Raw genomic sequence first — 19,077 nt, 5'->3', positions numbered from 1 at the left:
ATGGCCCATAAACAACTGACATTACGTATTTCGCCACAAGAAATTTATCGCTTAGATAACTTTCTGTTTAGTGATGAGACATTACGCGAAGCCGTAGATGAGTTTTGCCAAGGGGAAGGGCACGGCTTTCTTTATATTTGTGGTGTGTCAGGTTCAGGTAAAACACATCTTTGTTTAGCAATTGCCGAAACAATCCAGCAGCAAACGAGCGTGGCTTACCTCAACTTTAGTGAGCTTCGTGATACGGCTGAACCAAGTGTATTGATGTCGCTCATGCATGCTGATGTTATCTGTTGTGATGATGTCGAAGCGATTGCAGGTGACATTGCTTGGCAAGAAGCATTGTTTCATGCCTTTAATGAACTGAGGTTGCAGCAAAAGCGGCTGTTAATCATGGCGGAAAACCCACCGGCTCAATCTACCATTACGCTTGCTGATTTGCGTTCGCGCTTGGCGACGGGGTTAGTTTTCCAATTAGCAATGATGGATGATGACTTAAAACAACAAGCACTGATTTTACAGGCGCAGAGTCGTGGTCTCATTTTGTCTGAAGAGGTGGCACAATATCTATTACGGCATTATGGCCGTGATATGCCGTCTTTAATTAATGTCCTTCAAATGCTTGATCATGCTTCTCTGCAAGCACAGCGTCGTTTGACTATCCCGTTTGTTAAAGAGGTGATGCAGCATGGCAACTGATGCCATGGTCATCGTTATTTGGCCGGGCGCTTCAAGTGTTTTACAGCAAATCAATCGGGGTATTTGGCCAGCTTCATTAACCAAGTTACTCGGAAAAAGTCGTTTTTTGGCAAACACCAAAGACGAAACCAGTTTAATGCTTGAATGCTTCGGTCAACCGGAGCAACAAGACTCACCGCTCGCTAAATTACGCTTTTCAGATCAAATCGCGCTCTGTGCCGATCTTTGTTATTTGCACCCAGATCGTGATTGCTTACGTTTGTTTCATCAAGATATTGATGTGACGATAGATGAAGCAACACAATTACAGGCTGCGATACTGCCTCTAGTCGAAACATTTCAAGGGCAATGGCTGACGAGCACCACTAAGCATTGGGGATTACAGTTACCAAAATTGCCAAACCTTGAATGGTTTGCAATTGAGCAACTCGAAGGGCAATCCATCAATGACAAATTACCGGTTGGTGATAATCAAGGTGACTGGCGCCGGTTAATGAATGAAATTCAAATGACCTTGTTTGAACATCCGGTGAATCAAGCCCGTGAAGCGAATGGACTATTACCTATCAACGCTGTGTGGTTTTCTGGGGCTAAACCATTGGCACTGGAAAGTCATTGGGCTTTGGTAAGCGGTGAACATCCGCTGTTATCTGTGCTGACCAAACAAACGCAAACGTCATGGCAGTCATCCATAGCTGAGACAGCTTCAGCAGTATCACAAGGGCAAAACCTAATCGTACTTCCGGCCTTTGATATTGATGCTGACTGGCATACGCAATTAAGCAAACTGGAAGCAGATATATTTTCGCCGCTATGGCAACAATTAAGACGTTTCCGCCTGAAAAGTCTCAGTATTAAGGTGCCAAGACTCGGGCAGTTTCAATTAAGTCGTTGGCGAAGCTGGTTATGATTGAAGTCAGAAATAGTGATGGCTGGCAAAAACTGCCTGATGACTGGCCTGAAGTGATACGTCGTGTATTTGCAGCAAGAGGCGTCTACAGCGAGAGTGATTTACAGTTTGATTTAGCAGAATTGCCATCGCCTGATTTACTGAAAGGTATGCCGGCCGCTTGTGCTTTATTACAAAAAGCCATTGAATCTGATTGGTCAGTCCTCATCGTTGGTGATTTTGATGCTGATGGTGCGACCAGTACAGCAGTCTTAATGCGAGGATTAAAGCAGTTTGGCCTAACTAAATTATCGTTTTTAGTGCCGAATCGTTTTATTCATGGTTATGGGCTCACCCCGGTACTTTTGGATGAATTATCCAGCGAAAATACACCAAACTTATTGATCACAGTAGATAATGGTATTGCCAGTATTGACGGTGTGCATGCTGCCAAGCAGCGCGGTATGCACGTGCTAATTACCGATCATCATTTACCTGGTGAAGATTTACCTGATGCTGACGCGATCCTTAATCCAAATCAACAGGGCGACGCTTTTCCTTCAAAAGCATTAGCGGGTGTTGGTGTGGCGTTTTACCTGTTGTTAGGTTTGCGCAACTTTCTCCATCAACAGGGCTGGTTTTCTGCGCGGCAGTTAACACCACCACGTTTGATTGAGTTACTTGATCTAGTAGCACTAGGAACCGTTGCGGATGTGGTGCCATTGGATAAGTTAAATCGAAGTTTGGTGATGCGTGGTTTAGCCAGAATGCGGCAAGGAAAAGCATGCGCAGGTATTCAGGCATTGTTAACGATTTCAGGTAAAGATAGGCAACGACTGTCTGCTCAAGATTTGGGGTTTGCAATCGGGCCTAGGTTAAATGCGGCTGGTCGGATGGAAGACATGGGGCAGGGCATTGAAGTTCTTCTGACCGATGATCGTTTTTTTGCCGAACAAAGTGCCCGATTGTTAGACGATATCAACCTGCAACGACGTGATGTTGAGCAAGAAATGCAGCAACAGGCGCTTAAAATGTTGGATCACATTGCATTGCCAGACGCTGAGCAGTTGCCAATTATTACTTTATATCAAGCCGACTGGCATCAAGGTGTGATTGGCTTATTAGCATCGCGTATCAAAGAGCGACTACACCGACCTGTAATTGTTTTTGCAGAGGGTGAGCCCGGCGAGTTAAAAGGCTCTGCACGTTCGATTAGCGGTATTCATATTCGTGATGTATTAGCCCATGTTGATAGTCAGGTGCCAGGACTGATTAATAAATTTGGTGGCCATGCTATGGCGGCTGGCTTAACCATTGATAAAGCGAACTTTGATGACTTTCAAAAGGCTTTACACCATTCCATTGAGCGCTTTGTGGATGAAGATACCTTTACCCAAAAACGGTTTAGTGATGGTGCATTAGCAATTACGGATATGAATCTTGATTTGGCTGCACGTCTGCCTGTTTTGGCTCCATGGGGGCAGCTTTTTGCAGAGCCGCAATTTCATGGTGAGTTTGAGCTTATTGATTTTCGTCATGTTGGACAACAACAAGATCATTTAAAAATGACCATTCGCCTAGTTGATGGTCGTGTTGTAACCGCCATGGCATTTAAACAAACTGCGCCATTTTGGATGACAATCAACCAAAAAGTGATGTTGCTTTATCGCCTAGATATCAATGAGTTTCGTCAGCAGCAAAGTTTGCAGTTGTTAGTAGATACTGTGTGGCCAGTTGATTCATGAGTACCGTTTATCAACAACTAAGCGAACAGATCCCGAATTTTAATGTTCGTCCACAACAGCAACAAATGGCCAGTTTTATTGATGAGAGCTTACAGCGACCTGCTGGCAAGCGAATGGCTGTCGTTGAGGCGCCTACTGGTGTTGGTAAAACGCTCGCGTATTTGAGTGGTGCCATCGATACGGCGCTCAAACAAAAAAAGTTGTTGGTTATCAGTACTGCCACGGTGAACTTACAACAACAGTTGATCTTTAAAGATTTACCGCAGTTCTCTCGAGCCATGCCGGAGTCTGTAAAGTTTGTACAAATTAAAGGGCGCCGCCGTTATTTATGCCCAAGCCGGTTAGATCAGTTGGTAAATAGCCCGCAGCAAGGGGATTTGAGCCTAGATATTGATGATAAATACCAGCAAGCAATATGGCAGGCGCAAGGTCAAAGTTTATGGGATGACTGGCAGCAACAACTTTGGAATGGTGATCGTGATAGCTGTGATCAGCCTATCAATCCTGGGTTGTGGTCAGAGATTTCTACAGACTCTGAAGGCTGTGTGGGTAAGAGCTGTCGTTATTATCAACCGTGTCCTTATTATCAATTACGGCGTGAGTTAACCAATGCGCAAGTCGCGGTGGTTAACCACGATGTATTATTAAGTGACGCCGATTTGGGCGGGGGATTAGTTCTACCCAACCCTGAAGAAACCATTCTGGTTCTTGATGAAGCACATAACTTACCGCGAAAAGCGCTAGATCATGCGGCAAAAGTGCTAGATTTTTTGCAGCTTTATCAAACAATTGAAACTGCTGACAAAGCGCTGAAAAAATTACCCTCAGCTTTGGCTTTTCGGCAGCAAGATTTTGGCTATATGTTCAAAGATCTGCGTCGAGATTTACCGGCTTGTTACAGTGTTTTGCAGCAAACGGAAACGCTTTTACAGTCTGCCGATATTGTCGGTGCGATGAGTGCAGGTGAAGTCTCTGAACCACGGATTTTTCCTAATGGTGAGTTATTTGCAGCGTTGACAGTGCCGATGGTGGCTCTAGTGCAGCAGGCCAATACGATATACAAACACTACACCTTATTGGGTAAATGGCTGCGTGAGGGGATTGAGAAAGTGCAAATCCCTAACCGTCTGGGCGAAGCGTTATTACCGCAAGTCGGTACGGTACAAAATATCTTTGGTTATTTAATCGACTTTCTAAATTTATTCTTAACAGAAGACACCGAGGATAAACCACCCAATGTGCGTTGGCTGGCACTACAAAAAAATGAAAAACAAATGCAAGTTTTGATTCACGCAGGACCAATGACTGCTGCCAGCTTTCTGGCGAAAAGCCTGTGGCAACGGGCCTATGGGGTGGTGATTACTTCTGCAACTTTGCGTGGTTTAGGACGCTTTCAACGTTTTCGTATTGATTGTGGACTGCAAGCTTTTGATGCAAGTCACTTTTTGGCTGTGCCATCACCTTTTGCTTACCAGAAACAGGCAAAACTCCACATTCCGGAAATGCGGTATTTACCCAATCAAGCGCCACTCGCTTGGCAAAAGGAATTAGCAGAAAAGTTGGCTGACATTATTGATCCTGATGAAGCAACGCTTGTTTTATTTACCTCAAGAGAGGTCATGCAGTTTGTTTATCAGCGTTTACCAAGACAATTGACGGGTATTACCTTGATGCAAGGTGATGGTTTATCACCAAAGCAGATGATCGAAAAACATGGTCGACGTATTGAAGCAGGTAAGGGTAGTGTTTTGTTTGGCATGGACCGTTTTGCTGAAGGTGTCGATTTGCCAGGATCTTTGTGTACGCATGTGGTGATTACAAGGTTACCGTTTCCTGTCTTTACCCGACCTATTGAGCAGGCCAGACAAGAATGGATCATTGCTAAAGGTGGCCAACCGTTTACGGCTTTATCTTTGCCTGCAGTGAGCGTGAAGTTAATTCAGGCATGCGGTCGTTTGCTGCGTAAGGAGACCGATTCTGGTCATATCACGATATTGGATAGACGCTTACTGACTAAGGGCTACGGTCGAAAACTGTTAGAGAATTTACCCGATTATCAGCTGGTCACTGAATAAAGGACATAAAAAAGCCCGCTTAAAGCGGGCTTTTTGTTAATGGTTTAACCATTTCTTAGCTACGGCTTGTCACTTCTAACAAGTGGTAACCAAATTGAGTTTTGACTGGACCTTGGACAGTATTAACTGGCGCAGAGAAAACGACTTTGTCGAATTCTGGCACCATCATGCCTGGACCGAATTCACCCAGATCACCACCTTGAGCTGAAGATGGGCAAGAAGAATGTTCTCTTGCAACGTCAGCGAAATCTGCACCTTCTTCGATTTCACGTTTCAGTTCTTTGCAGATCTGTTCGCTTTCTACCAAGATGTGTCGTGCTGTTGCTTTTGTCATTTTAATTCCTATAGTTATAAGCTGTTCTTAAGACAGCAGTTGAAGTAAAGCTTTAGCTGTTTCTGCTGAGGAAGCAGGGTTTTGGCCGGTAATAATGAGTCCATCAACTTGGACAAATGATGCCCAGTCTTCACCTTTGTGATACACCGCGCCACTTTGTTTAATTTCATCTTCCAATAAAAACGGCACCACGTTTGTTAAACCCACGGCATCTTCTTCACTATTAGAAAAAGCCGTGATGTTCTTGTTTTGAATTAGTGATTGGCCATTAGTATTTTTCACTTTCAATAAAACCGCTGGTGCATGGCAAACACTGGCAACAGGTTTATTTGCTGCGATAAGTGACTCAATTAGCTCTATCGAATGTTTGTCGTTTGTTAAATCCCATAATGGACCATGACCACCGGGATAGAACACCGCATCAAAAGCGCTAGCATCAATACTCGCTAAAGATACCGTGTTGGCTAATTGTTGTTGTGCAATCGCATCATCAACAAATCGTTTCGTGTCTTCTGTCTGAAAGTCAGGTAAGTCACTTTTCGGATCAAGCGGTGGTAAGCCACCTTTCGGTGAGGCCAGCGTGATATCAACACCAGCATCTTTTAAAACATAATAAGGCGCTGCCAGTTCTTCCAGCCAAAAACCGGTTTTCTCACCGGTATCTCCCAACTTGTCGTGGGAAGTTAATACCATCAAGATTTTCATAAACCCTCCAAAACATTATTGTTTTAGGGAAGGTGGGGATGCTTAAATTAATTACAAGTCAGCAAGCTTCCAGCTAATTAATTCGCCAGCCCGAAGCGGAATTAACTGTGTATCACCGAACGCCAATGAATCTGGCACTTTCCACGGTTGTTTGTGCAAAGTGATTTGACTTTGATTACGAGGTAAACCGTAAAAATCAGGGCCATGGAAGCTTGCAAAGGCTTCTAATTTATCTAAGGCGTTAGCCGCTTCAAAAGCTTCTGCATAAAGTTCAATGGCAGCGTGTGCACTGTATATACCGGCACAACCACAGGCATTTTCTTTGGCATTTTGCGCATGGGGTGCACTATCAGTTCCTAAGAAAAATTTTGTACTGCCACTGGTCGCCGCTTTGTTCAAAGCTTGTTGATGAACATTACGCTTTAAAATTGGTAAGCAAAAATAGTGCGGTCTGATACCACCGACCAGTATGTCATTACGGTTATAAAGCAGATGATGTGGGGTAATGGTCGCAGCAAGATATTCATCCGCTTCAGCTACATATTCCGCGGCATCTGCAGTGGTTATGTGTTCAAAGACAATCTTGAGCTCGGGGAAATCACGTCGTAGTGGGATGAGTTTGTCATCAATAAAACGTTTTTCACGATCAAAGATGTCGATATCGTGGTCTGTGACTTCACCATGAATCAGTAACGGCAGACCAAGCTTTTGCATCATTTCTAATGTTGCAGCGCAATGTTTTAAATCAGTTACGCCAGCATCGGAGTTGGTTGTCGCACCTGCTGGATATAATTTAACGGCTTTTACAAAACCACTATTTACCGCAGATTCAATTTCTGAAGCAGGGGTGTTGTCAGTTAAGTAGAGTGTCATTAACGGCTCAAAATCAGCCGCAACGTCAAGTGCAGAGAGTATACGCTGACGGTATTCAGACGCCATTTGCGTGGTAGTGACCGGAGGGCGTAAATTTGGCATTACGATCGCTCTAGCAAATTGGCGCGCGGTATCGTTTACGGTGCGATTTAGTGCCGCATCGTCGCGCAAATGTAAATGCCAATCGTCAGGGCGAGTAAGTGTGAGTGTTTTTTGTGGTGTTGATTTCATGGCTCAGCATTATGCCATAGCGTTGAGTTTACATAGTAGAGAATTAATCGGTTAATGGCGGCATGACTGCTTTTAGAGCCAGTTTTTCTTGACCTTAAACACTAGACAAAGTAACTTTACCCGTTTGATATTTTGAAGCTGATCGCGACGGCGGTTCGAGAGAGGAAGACGTGGAATTAAGCGGTGCCGAGATTCTAGTCCATTGTCTAAAAGACGAGGGCGTTGAGTTTTTGTTTGGCTATCCGGGTGGTGCAGTGCTGCATATTTACGATGCGCTGTACAATCAGGATGCGGTCAAGCACATCCTCGTGCGTCATGAACAAGCTGCAACGCATGCTGCTGATGGCTATGCGCGCGCGACAGGTAAACCAGGTGTCGTGCTTGTTACGTCAGGTCCTGGCGCAACAAATGCCGTTACTGGTATTGCAACAGCCTATATGGATTCTATTCCTATGGTTGTTATTACCGGTCAGGTTGCAACAGCAAACATCGGTAGTGATGCATTCCAAGAGGTCGATTCTGTCGGTATTACCCGTCCATGCGTTAAACATAACTTTTTAGTTAAAGACATTAACGATTTGGCTGCGACAGTTAAAAAGGCTTTTTATGTTGCAACGACTGGCCGTCCAGGGCCTGTTGTCGTTGACGTACCTAAAGATATTACTGATCCAAACATCAAGATCCCTTACGTTTATCCTGAAAGTGTTTCGCTGCGTTCTTACCAGCCAACAACCAAAGGTCATCCGGGTCAGATTAAACGTGCGGTAGATCTATTGCTGTCTGCTAAAAAACCAATGATTTACACCGGTGGTGGTGTTGTATTGGGGAATGCGGCAGAACAACTGCGTGCATTTGTTAAAAAGCTGGGTTATCCAGTCACCAGCACGCTGATGGGCTTGGGCTCAATTCCTTGGGACGACGAACAGTTCCTTGGTATGTTGGGTATGCATGGTACTTATGAAGCCAATATGGCAATGCATGAGTGCGATGTTTTGATTGCCATCGGTGCACGTTTTGATGATCGTGTAACCGGCAAGATCGCTGAGTTTTGCCCAGACGCTAAAATTATTCATATTGATATTGACCCATCGTCAATTTCAAAAACGATCACGGTAGATGTTCCGATTGTTGGTGGTGTAGCTGATGTTTTAGATGATATGAATCATCTGTTAGAACTCAGCAAAGTCGAGCCAGAAAAAGATGCTATTGATGCTTGGTGGGCGCTCATTAACGATTGGCGTAGCAAGAAATGCATGAGCTACGATCGTAATAGCAGCAAAATTAAGCCACAGGCTGTTATCGAAATGGTTCATGAGATCACCAAAGGTGATGCTTATGTAACTTCAGACGTTGGTCAGCACCAAATGTGGGCTGCGCAGTACTATGGTTTCAGCAAACCTAATCGCTGGATTAACTCTGGTGGTTTGGGCACGATGGGCTTTGGTTTGCCGGCTGCGATGGGCGTTCAGTTAGCGTTTCCCAAAGAAACCGTTATCTGTGTAACTGGTGAAGGTAGTATCCAAATGTGTATTCAGGAGTTATCTACCTGTTTGCAATATGGCCTACCAGTTAAAATTGTTGCCTTAAATAATCGTTACTTGGGTATGGTTCGTCAGTGGCAGGAATTCTTCTACGAAAACCGTTACTCGCATTCTTACATGGAATCATTACCTGACTTCGTTAAATTAACTGAGTCATATGGTCACGTTGGTATTCGCATTGAGCGCGTTGAAGATCTGCGTTCAAAACTTGAAGAAGCCTTTGCGTTGAAAGACCGTTTGGTTTTCCTCGATATCGTGACCGATCAAACGGAAAATGTTTATCCAATGATTGCCCAAGGTAAAGCGCACAATGAGATGCATATGTCTCCACATTGTGAGCCACCACAAGATCCAGAGCGGGAGTTGTCATAATGCGCCATATCATTTCGATTTTGATTGAAAATGAAGCCGGTGCTTTATCACGTGTAGCCGGTTTGTTTTCAGCTCGTGGCTATAACATCGAGTCGTTGACAGTCGCGCCAACAGAAGATGCTTCTCTTTCAAGAATGACGATTGTGACCACGGGTACTGATCGTATTATTGAGCAAATTACCAAGCAGCTGAACAAGCTGGTTGATGTGGTGAAATTGATGGAACTCAGTGAAGGGCCACATATCGAACGGGAAATGATGTTGATCAAGGTCAAAGCGGCCACGATGGATCAGCGTGAAGATGTCAAACGTTTAAGTGATATTTTCCGCGGCCGAATTATTGATGTCACATCAACTGCTTACACTATTGAATTAACAGGTGCAGGCAGCAAACTTGATTCATTTATCGAAGCTTTGTCAGAGCACAAAATTCTGGAAACTGTCCGTAGTGGCGTTTCTGGTATTTCACGTGGTGACAGAAGCTTGCACGCGTAAGCGACGCAAAATTTAAACTAAGGAACCAAAAATGAGCTTGAATATTTATTACGATAAAGACTGTGATCTGTCGATTATCCGTGGCATGAAAGTGTTGATCATCGGCTACGGCTCACAAGGTCATGCCCACGCATGTAACCTGAAAGATTCTGGTGTCGATGTCACTGTTGCACTGCGTCCAGGTTCATCATCTATTGCTAAAGCACAAGGCGCTGGTCTGAACGTTTCTGACAACGTTAGTGAAGCAGTTAAAGCTGCTGACTTAGTTATGGTTCTGACGCCTGATGAATTCCAGTCGCAACTTTACAAAAATGAAATCGAACCAAACCTGAAAGACGGTGCTGTTTTGGCATTTGCTCACGGTTTTGCGATTGTTTACAACCAAGTTGTTCCACGTAAAGATCTTGATGTCATCATGATCGCACCTAAAGCACCAGGTCACACAGTACGTAGTGAATTCGTTAAAGGTGGTGGTATTCCTGATTTGATCGCTATCGAACAAGATGCATCTGGCAAAGCCAAAGCTATCGCATTGTCTTACGCTTCAGCTGTTGGTGGTGGTCGTACTGGTATCATCGAAACAACTTTCCGCGACGAAACTGAAACTGACCTGTTTGGTGAACAAGCAGTTCTGTGTGGTGGTGCGGTTGAACTGGTTAAAGCAGGTTTCGAAACACTGGTTGAAGCAGGTTATGCACCAGAAATGGCTTACTTCGAATGTCTGCATGAATTAAAACTGATTGTTGACCTGATGTATGAAGGCGGTATCGCCAACATGAACTACTCAATCTCTAACAATGCAGAGTATGGTGAGTATGTTACTGGTCCACGTGTTATCAACGACGAAAGCCGTTGGGCAATGCGTGAAGCCCTGAAAAATATTCAGGAAGGTAAATACGCTAAACAATTTATCCAGGAAGGTCAGTCTGGATATCCAGAAATGACTGCAATGCGTCGCATTAACGCTGAGCACCCAATTGAACAAACTGGTGCTCAATTGCGTGAAATGATGCCTTGGATTCAAAAAATCGTTGATAAGAGCAAAAACTAATTAACGTTTAAGTCATCAAATAAGGCCGGTCGCGTAAGCCACCGGCCTTTTTTGTATCTACGGGTTGCCACTGTCATAATACGTAGACACATCCTCAGTTAACTTTGGGAGTTTTCATGGCTAACGCTGACCAACAACAAAATCGCGGTATTTACTTGTTGCCTAATTTATTTACAACGGCAGGGTTATTTGCTGGTTTTTATGCCATTGTCGCTGCCATTCGTGGCGATTTTGCGACTGCCTCAGTTGCGATTTTTGTTGCCATGATCATGGATGGTCTTGATGGTCGTATTGCTCGTTTAACTAATACCCAAAGTGCTTTCGGCGCTGAATACGATAGTTTGACGGATATGGTGGCATTTGGACTGGCACCTGCCTTGGTTATGTTTCAGTGGGCTTTATCCGATATGGGTAAATTCGGCTGGATGATTGCCTTCATTTATGCAGCGTGCGGTGCATTAAGACTAGCGCGGTTTAACACACAAGTTGGTATTGCCGATAAACGTTATTTCCAAGGTTTACCCAGTCCTGCTGCCGCAGCGGCCATTGCCGGTTGGGTATGGTTGGGCCACAAATACACTTTGGATATGAGTTTATTGACCACTGTTGCCGTACCACTGACGTTTACAACAGCAATTTTAATGGTAAGCACTGTGCGTTATCACAGCTTTAAAGAACTGGATTTACGCGGCAAAGTCCCATTTATGGTGATTTTAGGGCTGGTATTACTATTCGCTTTAATCGCTATCGACCCACCTATTGTATTGTTTTCGGCATTTATGATTTATGTTTTGTCAGGCCCACTTCTGACACTTATTCAACTGCGTAAACACCGTAATGAGCGGGCACAGAGCAAATAGCTACGTTAAAATAACAACTAATAAAAACAATTTTTAGTCACAGAATGGATGCATTTGCGTGGCGGAGAAGAACATGAGCGAACAACTGATTATTTTTGATACCACTTTGCGTGATGGTGAGCAAAGCCCTGGCGCCTCAATGACCAAGGATGAAAAGGTCCGTATTGCTAAGTCGCTTGAGCGTATGCGTGTCGATATTATCGAGGCAGGTTTTCCTATCGCCAGTGTTGGTGACTTTGAAGCGGTTCAAGCCGTTGCGAATACCGTTAAAGACAGTCGTGTTTGCGGTTTGGCACGTGCATTAGATGCTGATATTGATCGTGCTGGTGAAGCATTAAAAGGGGCAAATGCCTCGCGTATTCATACCTTTATTGCAACTTCACCAATCCATATGAAGATGAAGCTTCGTATGACGCCTGACCAAGTGGTTGAAAATGCAGTTAAAGCGGTCAAACGCGCTCGTCAATATACCGATGATGTTGAGTTCTCTCCAGAAGATGCAGGTCGCAGTGATTTAGATTTTCTGTGTCGTGTTTTAGAGGCTGTTATTGATGCAGGTGCACGAACGCTAAACATACCTGATACGGTTGGTTACAACTTGCCAAACCAATTTGGTGATTTGATCAAAAACCTTCGTGAACGTATTCCAAACAGTGATAAGGCCATTTTTTCTGTGCACTGTCACAATGACTTAGGGCTTGCTGTTGCAAACTCACTATCTGCGGTTATGAATGGTGCACGCCAAGTAGAATGTACGATCAATGGTTTAGGTGAGCGTGCTGGTAATGCGTCTTTAGAAGAAGTCGTCATGGCTGTTCGTACGCGCCAAGACGTTTTCCAATGCGATACACGTATTGATACAACACAGATCTTATCTGCATCTAGATTAGTGTCTGGCGTAACGGGCTTTGTGGTTCAACCCAACAAAGCCATTGTTGGCGCCAATGCATTTGCCCACGAGTCAGGTATTCACCAAGATGGTGTGTTAAAGAACCGTGAAACCTATGAAATCATGCGTGCCGAAGATGTTGGCTGGAATACTAACCGCATGGTTCTTGGTAAACACTCTGGTCGTAATGCTTTTCGTTCACGCCTTCAAGAGCTGGGTATTGAATTAGAATCAGAAGCAGAATTAAACGTTGCTTTCACTCGATTTAAAGAGCTTGCCGATAAAAAGCACGAAGTATTTGATGAAGATATTCAGGCCTTAGTGAGTGATACGCTTGCTGAAGACAATGAGCGTATCCGTTTAATTGCACTTAAAGTATGCAGTGAAACAGGCGAGACACCGACTGCCACCGTAACGTTGGAATTGGACGGTAAGGAATTGCAAACGCAAATGTCTGGTGGTGGTCCAGTTGATGCGGTATTTAAAGCCGTTGAGTCAATTGTGCAAAGCCGTACTGAGTTACAACTGTATTCTGTGAATAACATCACTAGTGGTACTGACTCGCAAGGCGAAGTAAGTGTCAGACTTGAAAAAGGTGGTCGAATCGTCAGTGGTCAAGGCGCGGACACTGATATTGTTATCGCTTCAGCCAAAGCTTATATCAATGCCTTAAATAAGATTTTATTAGGTACTGAGCGGGCGCACCCGCAGGTTTAATACTGGATGCAGTTGTCAAAACAACAACATTGGGCGTTAGCTGAAATGGGTATACCTGTTTGGCGTGAGCGCACGGTTGAAGCTGTCGAAATTAATGAACTAGCTGAAAACGTAAGTGTAACAACGTCTTCAGAAATTTGGCTTTGTAGCCCATCCACTTTATCGCCTGTTGAGCAGCAATTGATGCGAAATATCATGAATGTCTTACGAAATATGGCATTAGCGATTCGTGAAGTAAGCATGGCAGATATTAACGTTAGTGCTGGTGAGGTAATAGTGCCGAAACAGCTATGGTTTTTTGGTGATAGCTCAGTAGTACAAAGCCATGTTTTACAGGACGTCAGTCTAGAGTTGCCAGCGTTATCAGCTCTATTAGCGAATCCCGAACAGAAGTCGCAAGTTTGGCAAGCACTGTGTCGTCTGAAAGAGTTGGCTGTTTAACAAAATGCAGCTAGAAGTAATGCGCAAAGTGGACTTGCCAGCTGTCCATAAAATTGAAACTGCATCGAACCAATTCCCATGGAGCCTCAAGAACTTTCAAGATAGTTTGGAGGCAGGCCATCAAGCATGGGTTTTTAGGGATAACGAACAAATAATTGCTTTTGCATTAGTGCAAAAGGTTTTGGATGAAGCACATCTATTAAATATCTGCGTTCGACCTGATCGGCAAGGGCAGGGGATTGGTAGAAGGTTGCTTAATGGTTTGATTGATAAAGCAGTTTCGCAACAATCTAACTTAATGGTGTTAGAGGTTAGAAGTAGTAATCGCCGCGCTCAGGCATTGTATTTATCTATGGGGTTTAACGAAATGTCCATAAGACGCGGTTATTATCCAGCAGTGCAGGGGCGGGAAGATGCTGTTCTAATGGGAATGATGCTTTTTAACGATGACGAAAATTTTTTTTCAAGCGGAAACATTCCCGCTTAAAACTTGCCATAACACCGCGCCTGCCTTAGACTTGAACGTTTACTTTCGGACTTAATCGAGGAGATTTAACATGGCTTTTGAATTGCCACCACTTCCATACGCTAACGATGCGCTGGAACCACATATTTCCGCCGAAACCATTGAATTTCACTATGGCAAACATCATCAAACCTATGTGACTAACCTGAACAACCTTGTTCCTGGCACAGAGTTTGAAGGTAAAACATTAGAAGATATCATCACTAAATCTAGTGGTGGCATCTTTAACAACGCTGCACAAATCTGGAACCACACGTTCTACTGGAACAGCATGACACCTAACGGCAAAGATGCTGTTGACGGTGCATTGGCTGATGCAATTAACAGTAAATTTGGTTCTTTTGCAGAGTTCAAAGAACAATTCACAAAATCTGCAGCAACTAACTTTGGTTCAGGTTGGACGTGGTTAGTCAAAAATGCAGATGGCAGTTTAGAAATTGTTAACACAAGCAACGCTGGTTGCCCACTAACAGCTGGTCAAACACCACTATTAACATGTGACGTTTGGGAACATGCTTATTACATCGATTACCGTAATGCCCGTCCAAAATATTTGGAATCATTCTGGGCACTGGTTAATTGGGACTTTGTTGCCGCTAACTTCGCGGCATAAATAACAGGCGCAATGATGCGCCGTTAATAAAACAAGTGTTACCGGATATGGCAGTTTCTCGCGAAGCTGCCATTTTTCGTTTGTTAGTGGTTAAAAAATATCGTGATGCAATGCCGGCAGGCAGGGAGTACAAGCCATGACAAATAGCGTCATGCCGACTTATGGTCGTTTAGATGTAACGTTTAAGCAGGGACAAGGTGCCTGGCTGATTGATAACCAAGGTGAGCGTTATTTGGACGCGCTTAGTGGTATTGCTGTGTGTAATTTAGGGCATTGTCACCCTAAAGTTACAGAGGCGATTACTGATCAAGCTAAAACTTTGGTGCATACCTCCAACGTTTATCACATCGAAATGCAGCAAAAACTGGCTGACAAATTAGTTAGTTTATCGGGCATGGATCAGGTTTTCTTTGGTAACTCGGGTGCTGAAGCCAATGAAGCAGCGATTAAGTTGGCACGTAAATATGGCCACAGTAAAGGCATCGATAAGCCCGTTATCATTGTGATGGATGGTAGTTTCCATGGCCGGACCATGGCAACGTTAACCGCTACGGGTAATGTCAAAGTTCAAGCAGGCTTTGAGCCATTAGTGCCGGGATTTGTTCGTGTCCCATTTAACGATATTGATGCATTGAGAATGGCAATTAGCCATTGGCCAGAAGCTGTTGCCGTTTTGCTTGAGCCAATTCAAGGTGAAGGTGGTATCAAAGTCCCTGAGCCAGAATATTTGTCACAAGTTAGAGCGTTATGTACGCAACGTAAATTGTTGATGATGCTAGATGAAGTTCAGACAGGTATTGGCCGGACTGGTAAGTGGTTTGCATTCCAACATAGTGAAAATGTCATACCTGACGTCATGACCTTAGCAAAAGGCTTAGGTAACGGTGTGCCAATCGGTGCGTGTTTGGCTGCAGGTCCTGCACTTGGCATTTTAGAAGCTGGTAATCACGGGTCTACTTTTGGTGGTAACCCACTCGCATCAAGAGTGGCATTAACGGTTTTAGAAACCATCGAGTCTGAAAAGTTATTAGATAACGTTAACAAGCTTGCTCCCAAAATGCTGGCCGGTTTCCAAGAACAATTAGGCAAATTGCCAGGTGTTAAAACGATTCGCCAAGCGGGGTTTATGTTTGGTATTGAGTTAAACCAGCCTTGTGGGCCATTAATAAAAGCCGCGTTAGCCGAGCATTTATTAATTAATGTGACGGCAGAGAAAGTTATTCGTTTATTACCGCCAATGATCATTAATGATGAAGAGGCTGAGTTAATAGTTAATAAAGTCAGTAGCTTAGTGAAAGCATTTCTGGCTGAACATGCAGTTGAGAGTGTTGCCTGAAAATGAGACATTTTTTAACCCTACGGGATTTAAGCCCTGAAGAATTAAATACCCTGATCTACCGGGCAATCGAACTAAAACAGATGCAGCATCGTGGTGAAATTTATGAGCCACTGAAAAACAAAGTATTGGCGATGATTTTTGAAAAGTCATCTACTCGTACGCGTGTTTCTTTTGAGTCAGCAATGATTCAGTTTGGTGGTGGTTCTATCTTTTTATCACCAGACGATACGCAACTAGGTCGCGGCGAGCCAGTCGAGGACTCTGCTCGCGTCATTTCAAGCATGGTTGATGCGGTTATGATCCGTACTTTTCAACATGCCAAGATTGATACCTTTGCAAAATATTCATCTGTACCTGTTATCAATGCCTTAACTGATGATTTTCATCCATGTCAGTTATTAGCTGATATGCAAACGTATTTTGAACTGCGTGGTGATATTAAAGGTAAAACGGTTGCTTGGATTGGTGATGGTAATAATATGTGCCATTCATACATTAACGCGGCGCAACAATTTGGCTTTACCCTGAATATTGCAACGCCTGTTGGTTATGAACCAAAAGCATCAGTTGTCGACTCAGTGGACGCTACAATTCGGCTATTTAACGATCCTGCCGAAGCCGTTAAAGATGTTGACTTAGTAGTAACTGATGTTTGGGCAAGTATGGGCCAAGAGGAAGAACAACGTAAACGCGAGCAAGCTTTTGCTGCATTCCAAGTGAATAGTGAGTTAATGGCTTTAGCGGCAAGCGATGCACTCTTTATGCACTGCTTACCAGCTCATCGCGGTGAAGAAGTGACTGCTGAAGTGATTGATGGTGAGCAAAGCGTTGTTTGGCAAGAAGCTGAAAACCGCTTACATGCTCAAAAAGCGTTATTAGAGTTTCTTTGCGCTTAAAGTTTTAACTGGTCGTCGAGCGCTTTTAAGCGCTCGGCAGTGCCAATATCAGACCATTCACCATTATGTAACTCTCCCGATGCTCGGGACTGAGCCATCGCTTCAAGCAGTAAAGGCTTTAAAGGTCTTTTTGAATCATCGTAGCCCGCAAATAACGCTGGCCGATATAAACCAATCCCACTGAACGTATATTGATTGTCGCCAACAGGTTCGACTTGGTTGTCATCAGTTAGATGAAAATCACCATTAGGATGTTGTGGTGGGTTTGGCACTAGAACCAAATGACACAGCGCTTTGTCAGCTAATTTATTACGTAGTGAAGCAAAATCAAAATCTGTCCAAATATCACCATTAATCACTAAAAAAGGCTCATTACCAAGAAGCGGTAGGGCGCGAATAATGCCGCCGGCTGTTTCGAGTCCGCCGTCTAACTCTGGTGAGTAGCTGATGTTAGCTCCCCACTGTGCACCATCTGAAAGCTGTTCTGGAAACTGCTCGCCAAGGTGAGCATAGTTAATGACAATGTCATCAAAACCTGCCGCAACCAGTCGCTCAATTAAGTGAACAATTAATGGTTTGCCACCTGCTTTTAAAAGTGGTTTTGGCGTCTTGTCTGTCAGTGGTCGTAGTCTTTCACCACGACCAGCAGCGAGAATCATAGCCTTCATAAAATTCTATCTTTGATTGCTGGTTGTTGGAGATGGCTTAGTAATTCACTGAGCTCTGGGTAGCGTTCACATACCTCAAAAACATAATTAAGAGTAAGTGGTAAGTCATTAATATAATTTGGTTTGTTGTCTCTATAATTTAAACGACAAAAGATACCAAGTATTTTTAAATGACGTTGAAGGCCAATTAAATCAAACCAACGTTGTAGTGTTTCAAAGCTTGTCGATTTGTCTAAAATGCCATGTTCAATGGCTTGCTCGTAATAGTAAACAAGTAAACTTTTCACGAAATCTGTTGGCCATTGGATATATACATCGCGAAGTAAAGAAACCAAATCGTAAGTTACGGCGCCCCAAACAGCATCTTGGAAATCAATAATTCCAGGCGTTTCATCAGCCTGAAGCATGAGGTTACGCGAATGATAATCACGGTGGACAAAAGCTTGTGGTTGAGCTAACGCTTCTTCGATTAGAAATTGGTACAAGTCATCTACAAACGTTGGTTTTGTTAAGCTCAGGTGACGATCTAAAAACCATTCATCAAATAACGTTAACTCACGTTTTAACAAGGCGTTATCGTAATCAGGTAAATCGTTAGGTTTATCGATTAATTGCATTTGGATAACACAATCAATCGCTTTTTGATAAAGCATTTCGGCAGTTTTCGTATTGAGCACAGAAAGGTAGGGCGTGCTACCAAGATCACTCAAAAGCAAAAAACCATTAGCTAAATCTTGTTGGTAAATTTTAGGAACAGGTAGTTGGTTATCATCAAGTAATGTCGCGATGCGAATAAACGGTTCAACATCTTCGTGCTCAGGCGGTGCATCCATAACAATCCATGTTTTGTTATCACTGCTGACACGAAAATAGCGTCGAAAACTGGCATCACTAGATGCAGTGGTTAACGTAAAAGGTTGACCAGAAAATTGTGTTTCTAACCAGTTGTGCAGCAGTGAATAACGTTTATCTTCTGAAACCGACATAATTACCTTAAATTACTACGTGACCAGTTTTTGACCGGCAGACAATAAAGGCCAAAGTGTATAGTATCGTCGAGTCCGGGGATAATTTTGATAATAAATACTGTCTTAATGAACCAGTCATAATTGAGAGAGA

At 43.6% G+C, this 19,077-nt stretch carries 19 protein-coding genes; 14 read left to right on the top strand and 5 right to left on the bottom strand.

The features are described from left to right. Genes hda through dinG form a run of 4 tightly spaced genes read left to right on the top strand, consistent with a single transcriptional unit; the run spans position 1 to position 5,408 of the window. Positions 1 to 699 (top strand): DnaA regulatory inactivator Hda, encoded by a 699-nt coding sequence (gene hda, locus OMP94_RS03260; protein ID WP_266275963.1) that lies wholly within the window; start codon positions 1 to 3, stop codon positions 697 to 699. Beyond that, positions 689 to 1,609: a hypothetical protein gene (locus OMP94_RS03255; RefSeq protein WP_266275961.1), complete on the top strand. Its 921-nt coding sequence runs from the start codon at positions 689 to 691 to the stop codon at positions 1,607 to 1,609. Before hda ends, OMP94_RS03255 begins: the two co-directional genes overlap by 11 nt. After that, positions 1,606 to 3,333, top strand: a complete 1,728-nt coding sequence (gene recJ / locus OMP94_RS03250) for a single-stranded-DNA-specific exonuclease RecJ (protein WP_266275959.1) — start codon at positions 1,606 to 1,608, stop codon at positions 3,331 to 3,333. The genes OMP94_RS03255 and recJ overlap by 4 nt, the downstream gene beginning before the upstream one ends. Further along, on the top strand, positions 3,330 to 5,408 hold the full coding sequence (gene dinG, locus OMP94_RS03245; RefSeq protein ID WP_266275957.1) for an ATP-dependent DNA helicase DinG: 2,079 nt from the start codon (positions 3,330 to 3,332) through the stop codon (positions 5,406 to 5,408). Before recJ ends, dinG begins: the two co-directional genes overlap by 4 nt. 55 nt (positions 5,409 to 5,463) lie before the next feature. Here dinG and OMP94_RS03240 read toward each other — a convergent pair whose 3' ends face one another. The 3 genes from OMP94_RS03240 to pyrC are packed head-to-tail and all read right to left on the bottom strand — an operon-like array spanning position 5,464 to position 7,551. After that, positions 5,464 to 5,742, bottom strand: a complete 279-nt coding sequence (locus OMP94_RS03240) for a peptidylprolyl isomerase (protein WP_266275955.1) — start codon at positions 5,740 to 5,742, stop codon at positions 5,464 to 5,466. Positions 5,743 to 5,769: 27 nt separating this feature from the next. Beyond that, positions 5,770 to 6,447, bottom strand: a complete 678-nt coding sequence (locus tag OMP94_RS03235; protein ID WP_266275953.1) for a type 1 glutamine amidotransferase domain-containing protein — start codon at positions 6,445 to 6,447, stop codon at positions 5,770 to 5,772. A gap of 51 nt (positions 6,448 to 6,498) precedes the next feature. After that, a complete protein-coding gene (pyrC, locus tag OMP94_RS03230) occupies positions 6,499 to 7,551 on the bottom strand; it encodes a dihydroorotase (RefSeq protein WP_266275951.1) in 1,053 nt (350 codons plus the stop codon). Between the two features lie 170 nt (positions 7,552 to 7,721). Between pyrC and OMP94_RS03225 the strand changes: the two genes are divergently transcribed. From OMP94_RS03225 to argF, 10 genes are all read left to right on the top strand, one after another. Further along, complete coding sequence (locus OMP94_RS03225; RefSeq protein ID WP_266275949.1) at positions 7,722 to 9,464, top strand: acetolactate synthase 3 large subunit; 1,743 nt, start codon at positions 7,722 to 7,724, stop codon at positions 9,462 to 9,464. Continuing rightward, on the top strand, positions 9,464 to 9,958 hold the full coding sequence (ilvN, locus tag OMP94_RS03220) for an acetolactate synthase small subunit (protein ID WP_266275947.1): 495 nt from the start codon (positions 9,464 to 9,466) through the stop codon (positions 9,956 to 9,958). The genes OMP94_RS03225 and ilvN overlap by 1 nt, the downstream gene beginning before the upstream one ends. A 37-nt stretch (positions 9,959 to 9,995) precedes the next feature. Further along, positions 9,996 to 11,009 (top strand): ketol-acid reductoisomerase, encoded by a 1,014-nt coding sequence (gene ilvC / locus OMP94_RS03215; protein ID WP_266276442.1) that lies wholly within the window; start codon positions 9,996 to 9,998, stop codon positions 11,007 to 11,009. A 116-nt stretch (positions 11,010 to 11,125) separates the two neighbouring features. Continuing rightward, positions 11,126 to 11,869, top strand: coding sequence for a CDP-diacylglycerol--serine O-phosphatidyltransferase (gene pssA, locus OMP94_RS03210; protein ID WP_266275945.1), 744 nt, complete (start codon positions 11,126 to 11,128; stop codon positions 11,867 to 11,869). 73 nt (positions 11,870 to 11,942) lie between these two features. Next, positions 11,943 to 13,475 (top strand): 2-isopropylmalate synthase, encoded by a 1,533-nt coding sequence (locus OMP94_RS03205; protein WP_266275943.1) that lies wholly within the window; start codon positions 11,943 to 11,945, stop codon positions 13,473 to 13,475. A 6-nt stretch (positions 13,476 to 13,481) separates the two neighbouring features. Next, a complete protein-coding gene (locus OMP94_RS03200) occupies positions 13,482 to 13,916 on the top strand; it encodes a DNA polymerase III subunit psi (RefSeq protein ID WP_266275941.1) in 435 nt (144 codons plus the stop codon). Positions 13,917 to 13,920: 4 nt separating this feature from the next. Further along, positions 13,921 to 14,403: a ribosomal protein S18-alanine N-acetyltransferase gene (gene rimI, locus OMP94_RS03195; protein ID WP_266275939.1), complete on the top strand. Its 483-nt coding sequence runs from the start codon at positions 13,921 to 13,923 to the stop codon at positions 14,401 to 14,403. 70 nt (positions 14,404 to 14,473) lie between these two features. Next, positions 14,474 to 15,055 (top strand): superoxide dismutase [Fe], encoded by a 582-nt coding sequence (gene sodB, locus OMP94_RS03190; RefSeq protein ID WP_266275937.1) that lies wholly within the window; start codon positions 14,474 to 14,476, stop codon positions 15,053 to 15,055. Positions 15,056 to 15,191: 136 nt separating this feature from the next. After that, a complete protein-coding gene (locus OMP94_RS03185) occupies positions 15,192 to 16,391 on the top strand; it encodes an aspartate aminotransferase family protein (RefSeq protein WP_266275935.1) in 1,200 nt (399 codons plus the stop codon). Positions 16,392 to 16,393: 2 nt separating this feature from the next. Beyond that, positions 16,394 to 17,290, top strand: a complete 897-nt coding sequence (gene argF, locus OMP94_RS03180) for an ornithine carbamoyltransferase (RefSeq protein WP_266275933.1) — start codon at positions 16,394 to 16,396, stop codon at positions 17,288 to 17,290. Here the strand turns inward: argF and murU are convergent. Then, positions 17,287 to 17,958, bottom strand: a complete 672-nt coding sequence (murU, locus tag OMP94_RS03175) for an N-acetylmuramate alpha-1-phosphate uridylyltransferase MurU (protein ID WP_266275932.1) — start codon at positions 17,956 to 17,958, stop codon at positions 17,287 to 17,289. The two genes, argF and murU, sit on opposite strands and share 4 nt — an antisense overlap. Then, positions 17,955 to 18,944 carry an aminoglycoside phosphotransferase family protein gene (locus tag OMP94_RS03170; RefSeq protein WP_266275930.1) on the bottom strand — a complete coding sequence of 330 codons (990 nt, stop codon included), beginning with the start codon at positions 18,942 to 18,944 and terminating at the stop codon, positions 17,955 to 17,957. The genes murU and OMP94_RS03170 overlap by 4 nt, the downstream gene beginning before the upstream one ends. Positions 18,945 to 19,077 lie beyond the last annotated feature (133 nt).

This window comes from Methylophaga sp. OBS3 (assembly GCF_026319325.1).
Taxonomy (GTDB): domain Bacteria; phylum Pseudomonadota; class Gammaproteobacteria; order Nitrosococcales; family Methylophagaceae; genus Methylophaga.
Note: the sequence above shows the minus strand (reverse complement) of the source record. Positions and strands in the feature narration are given on the sequence as shown.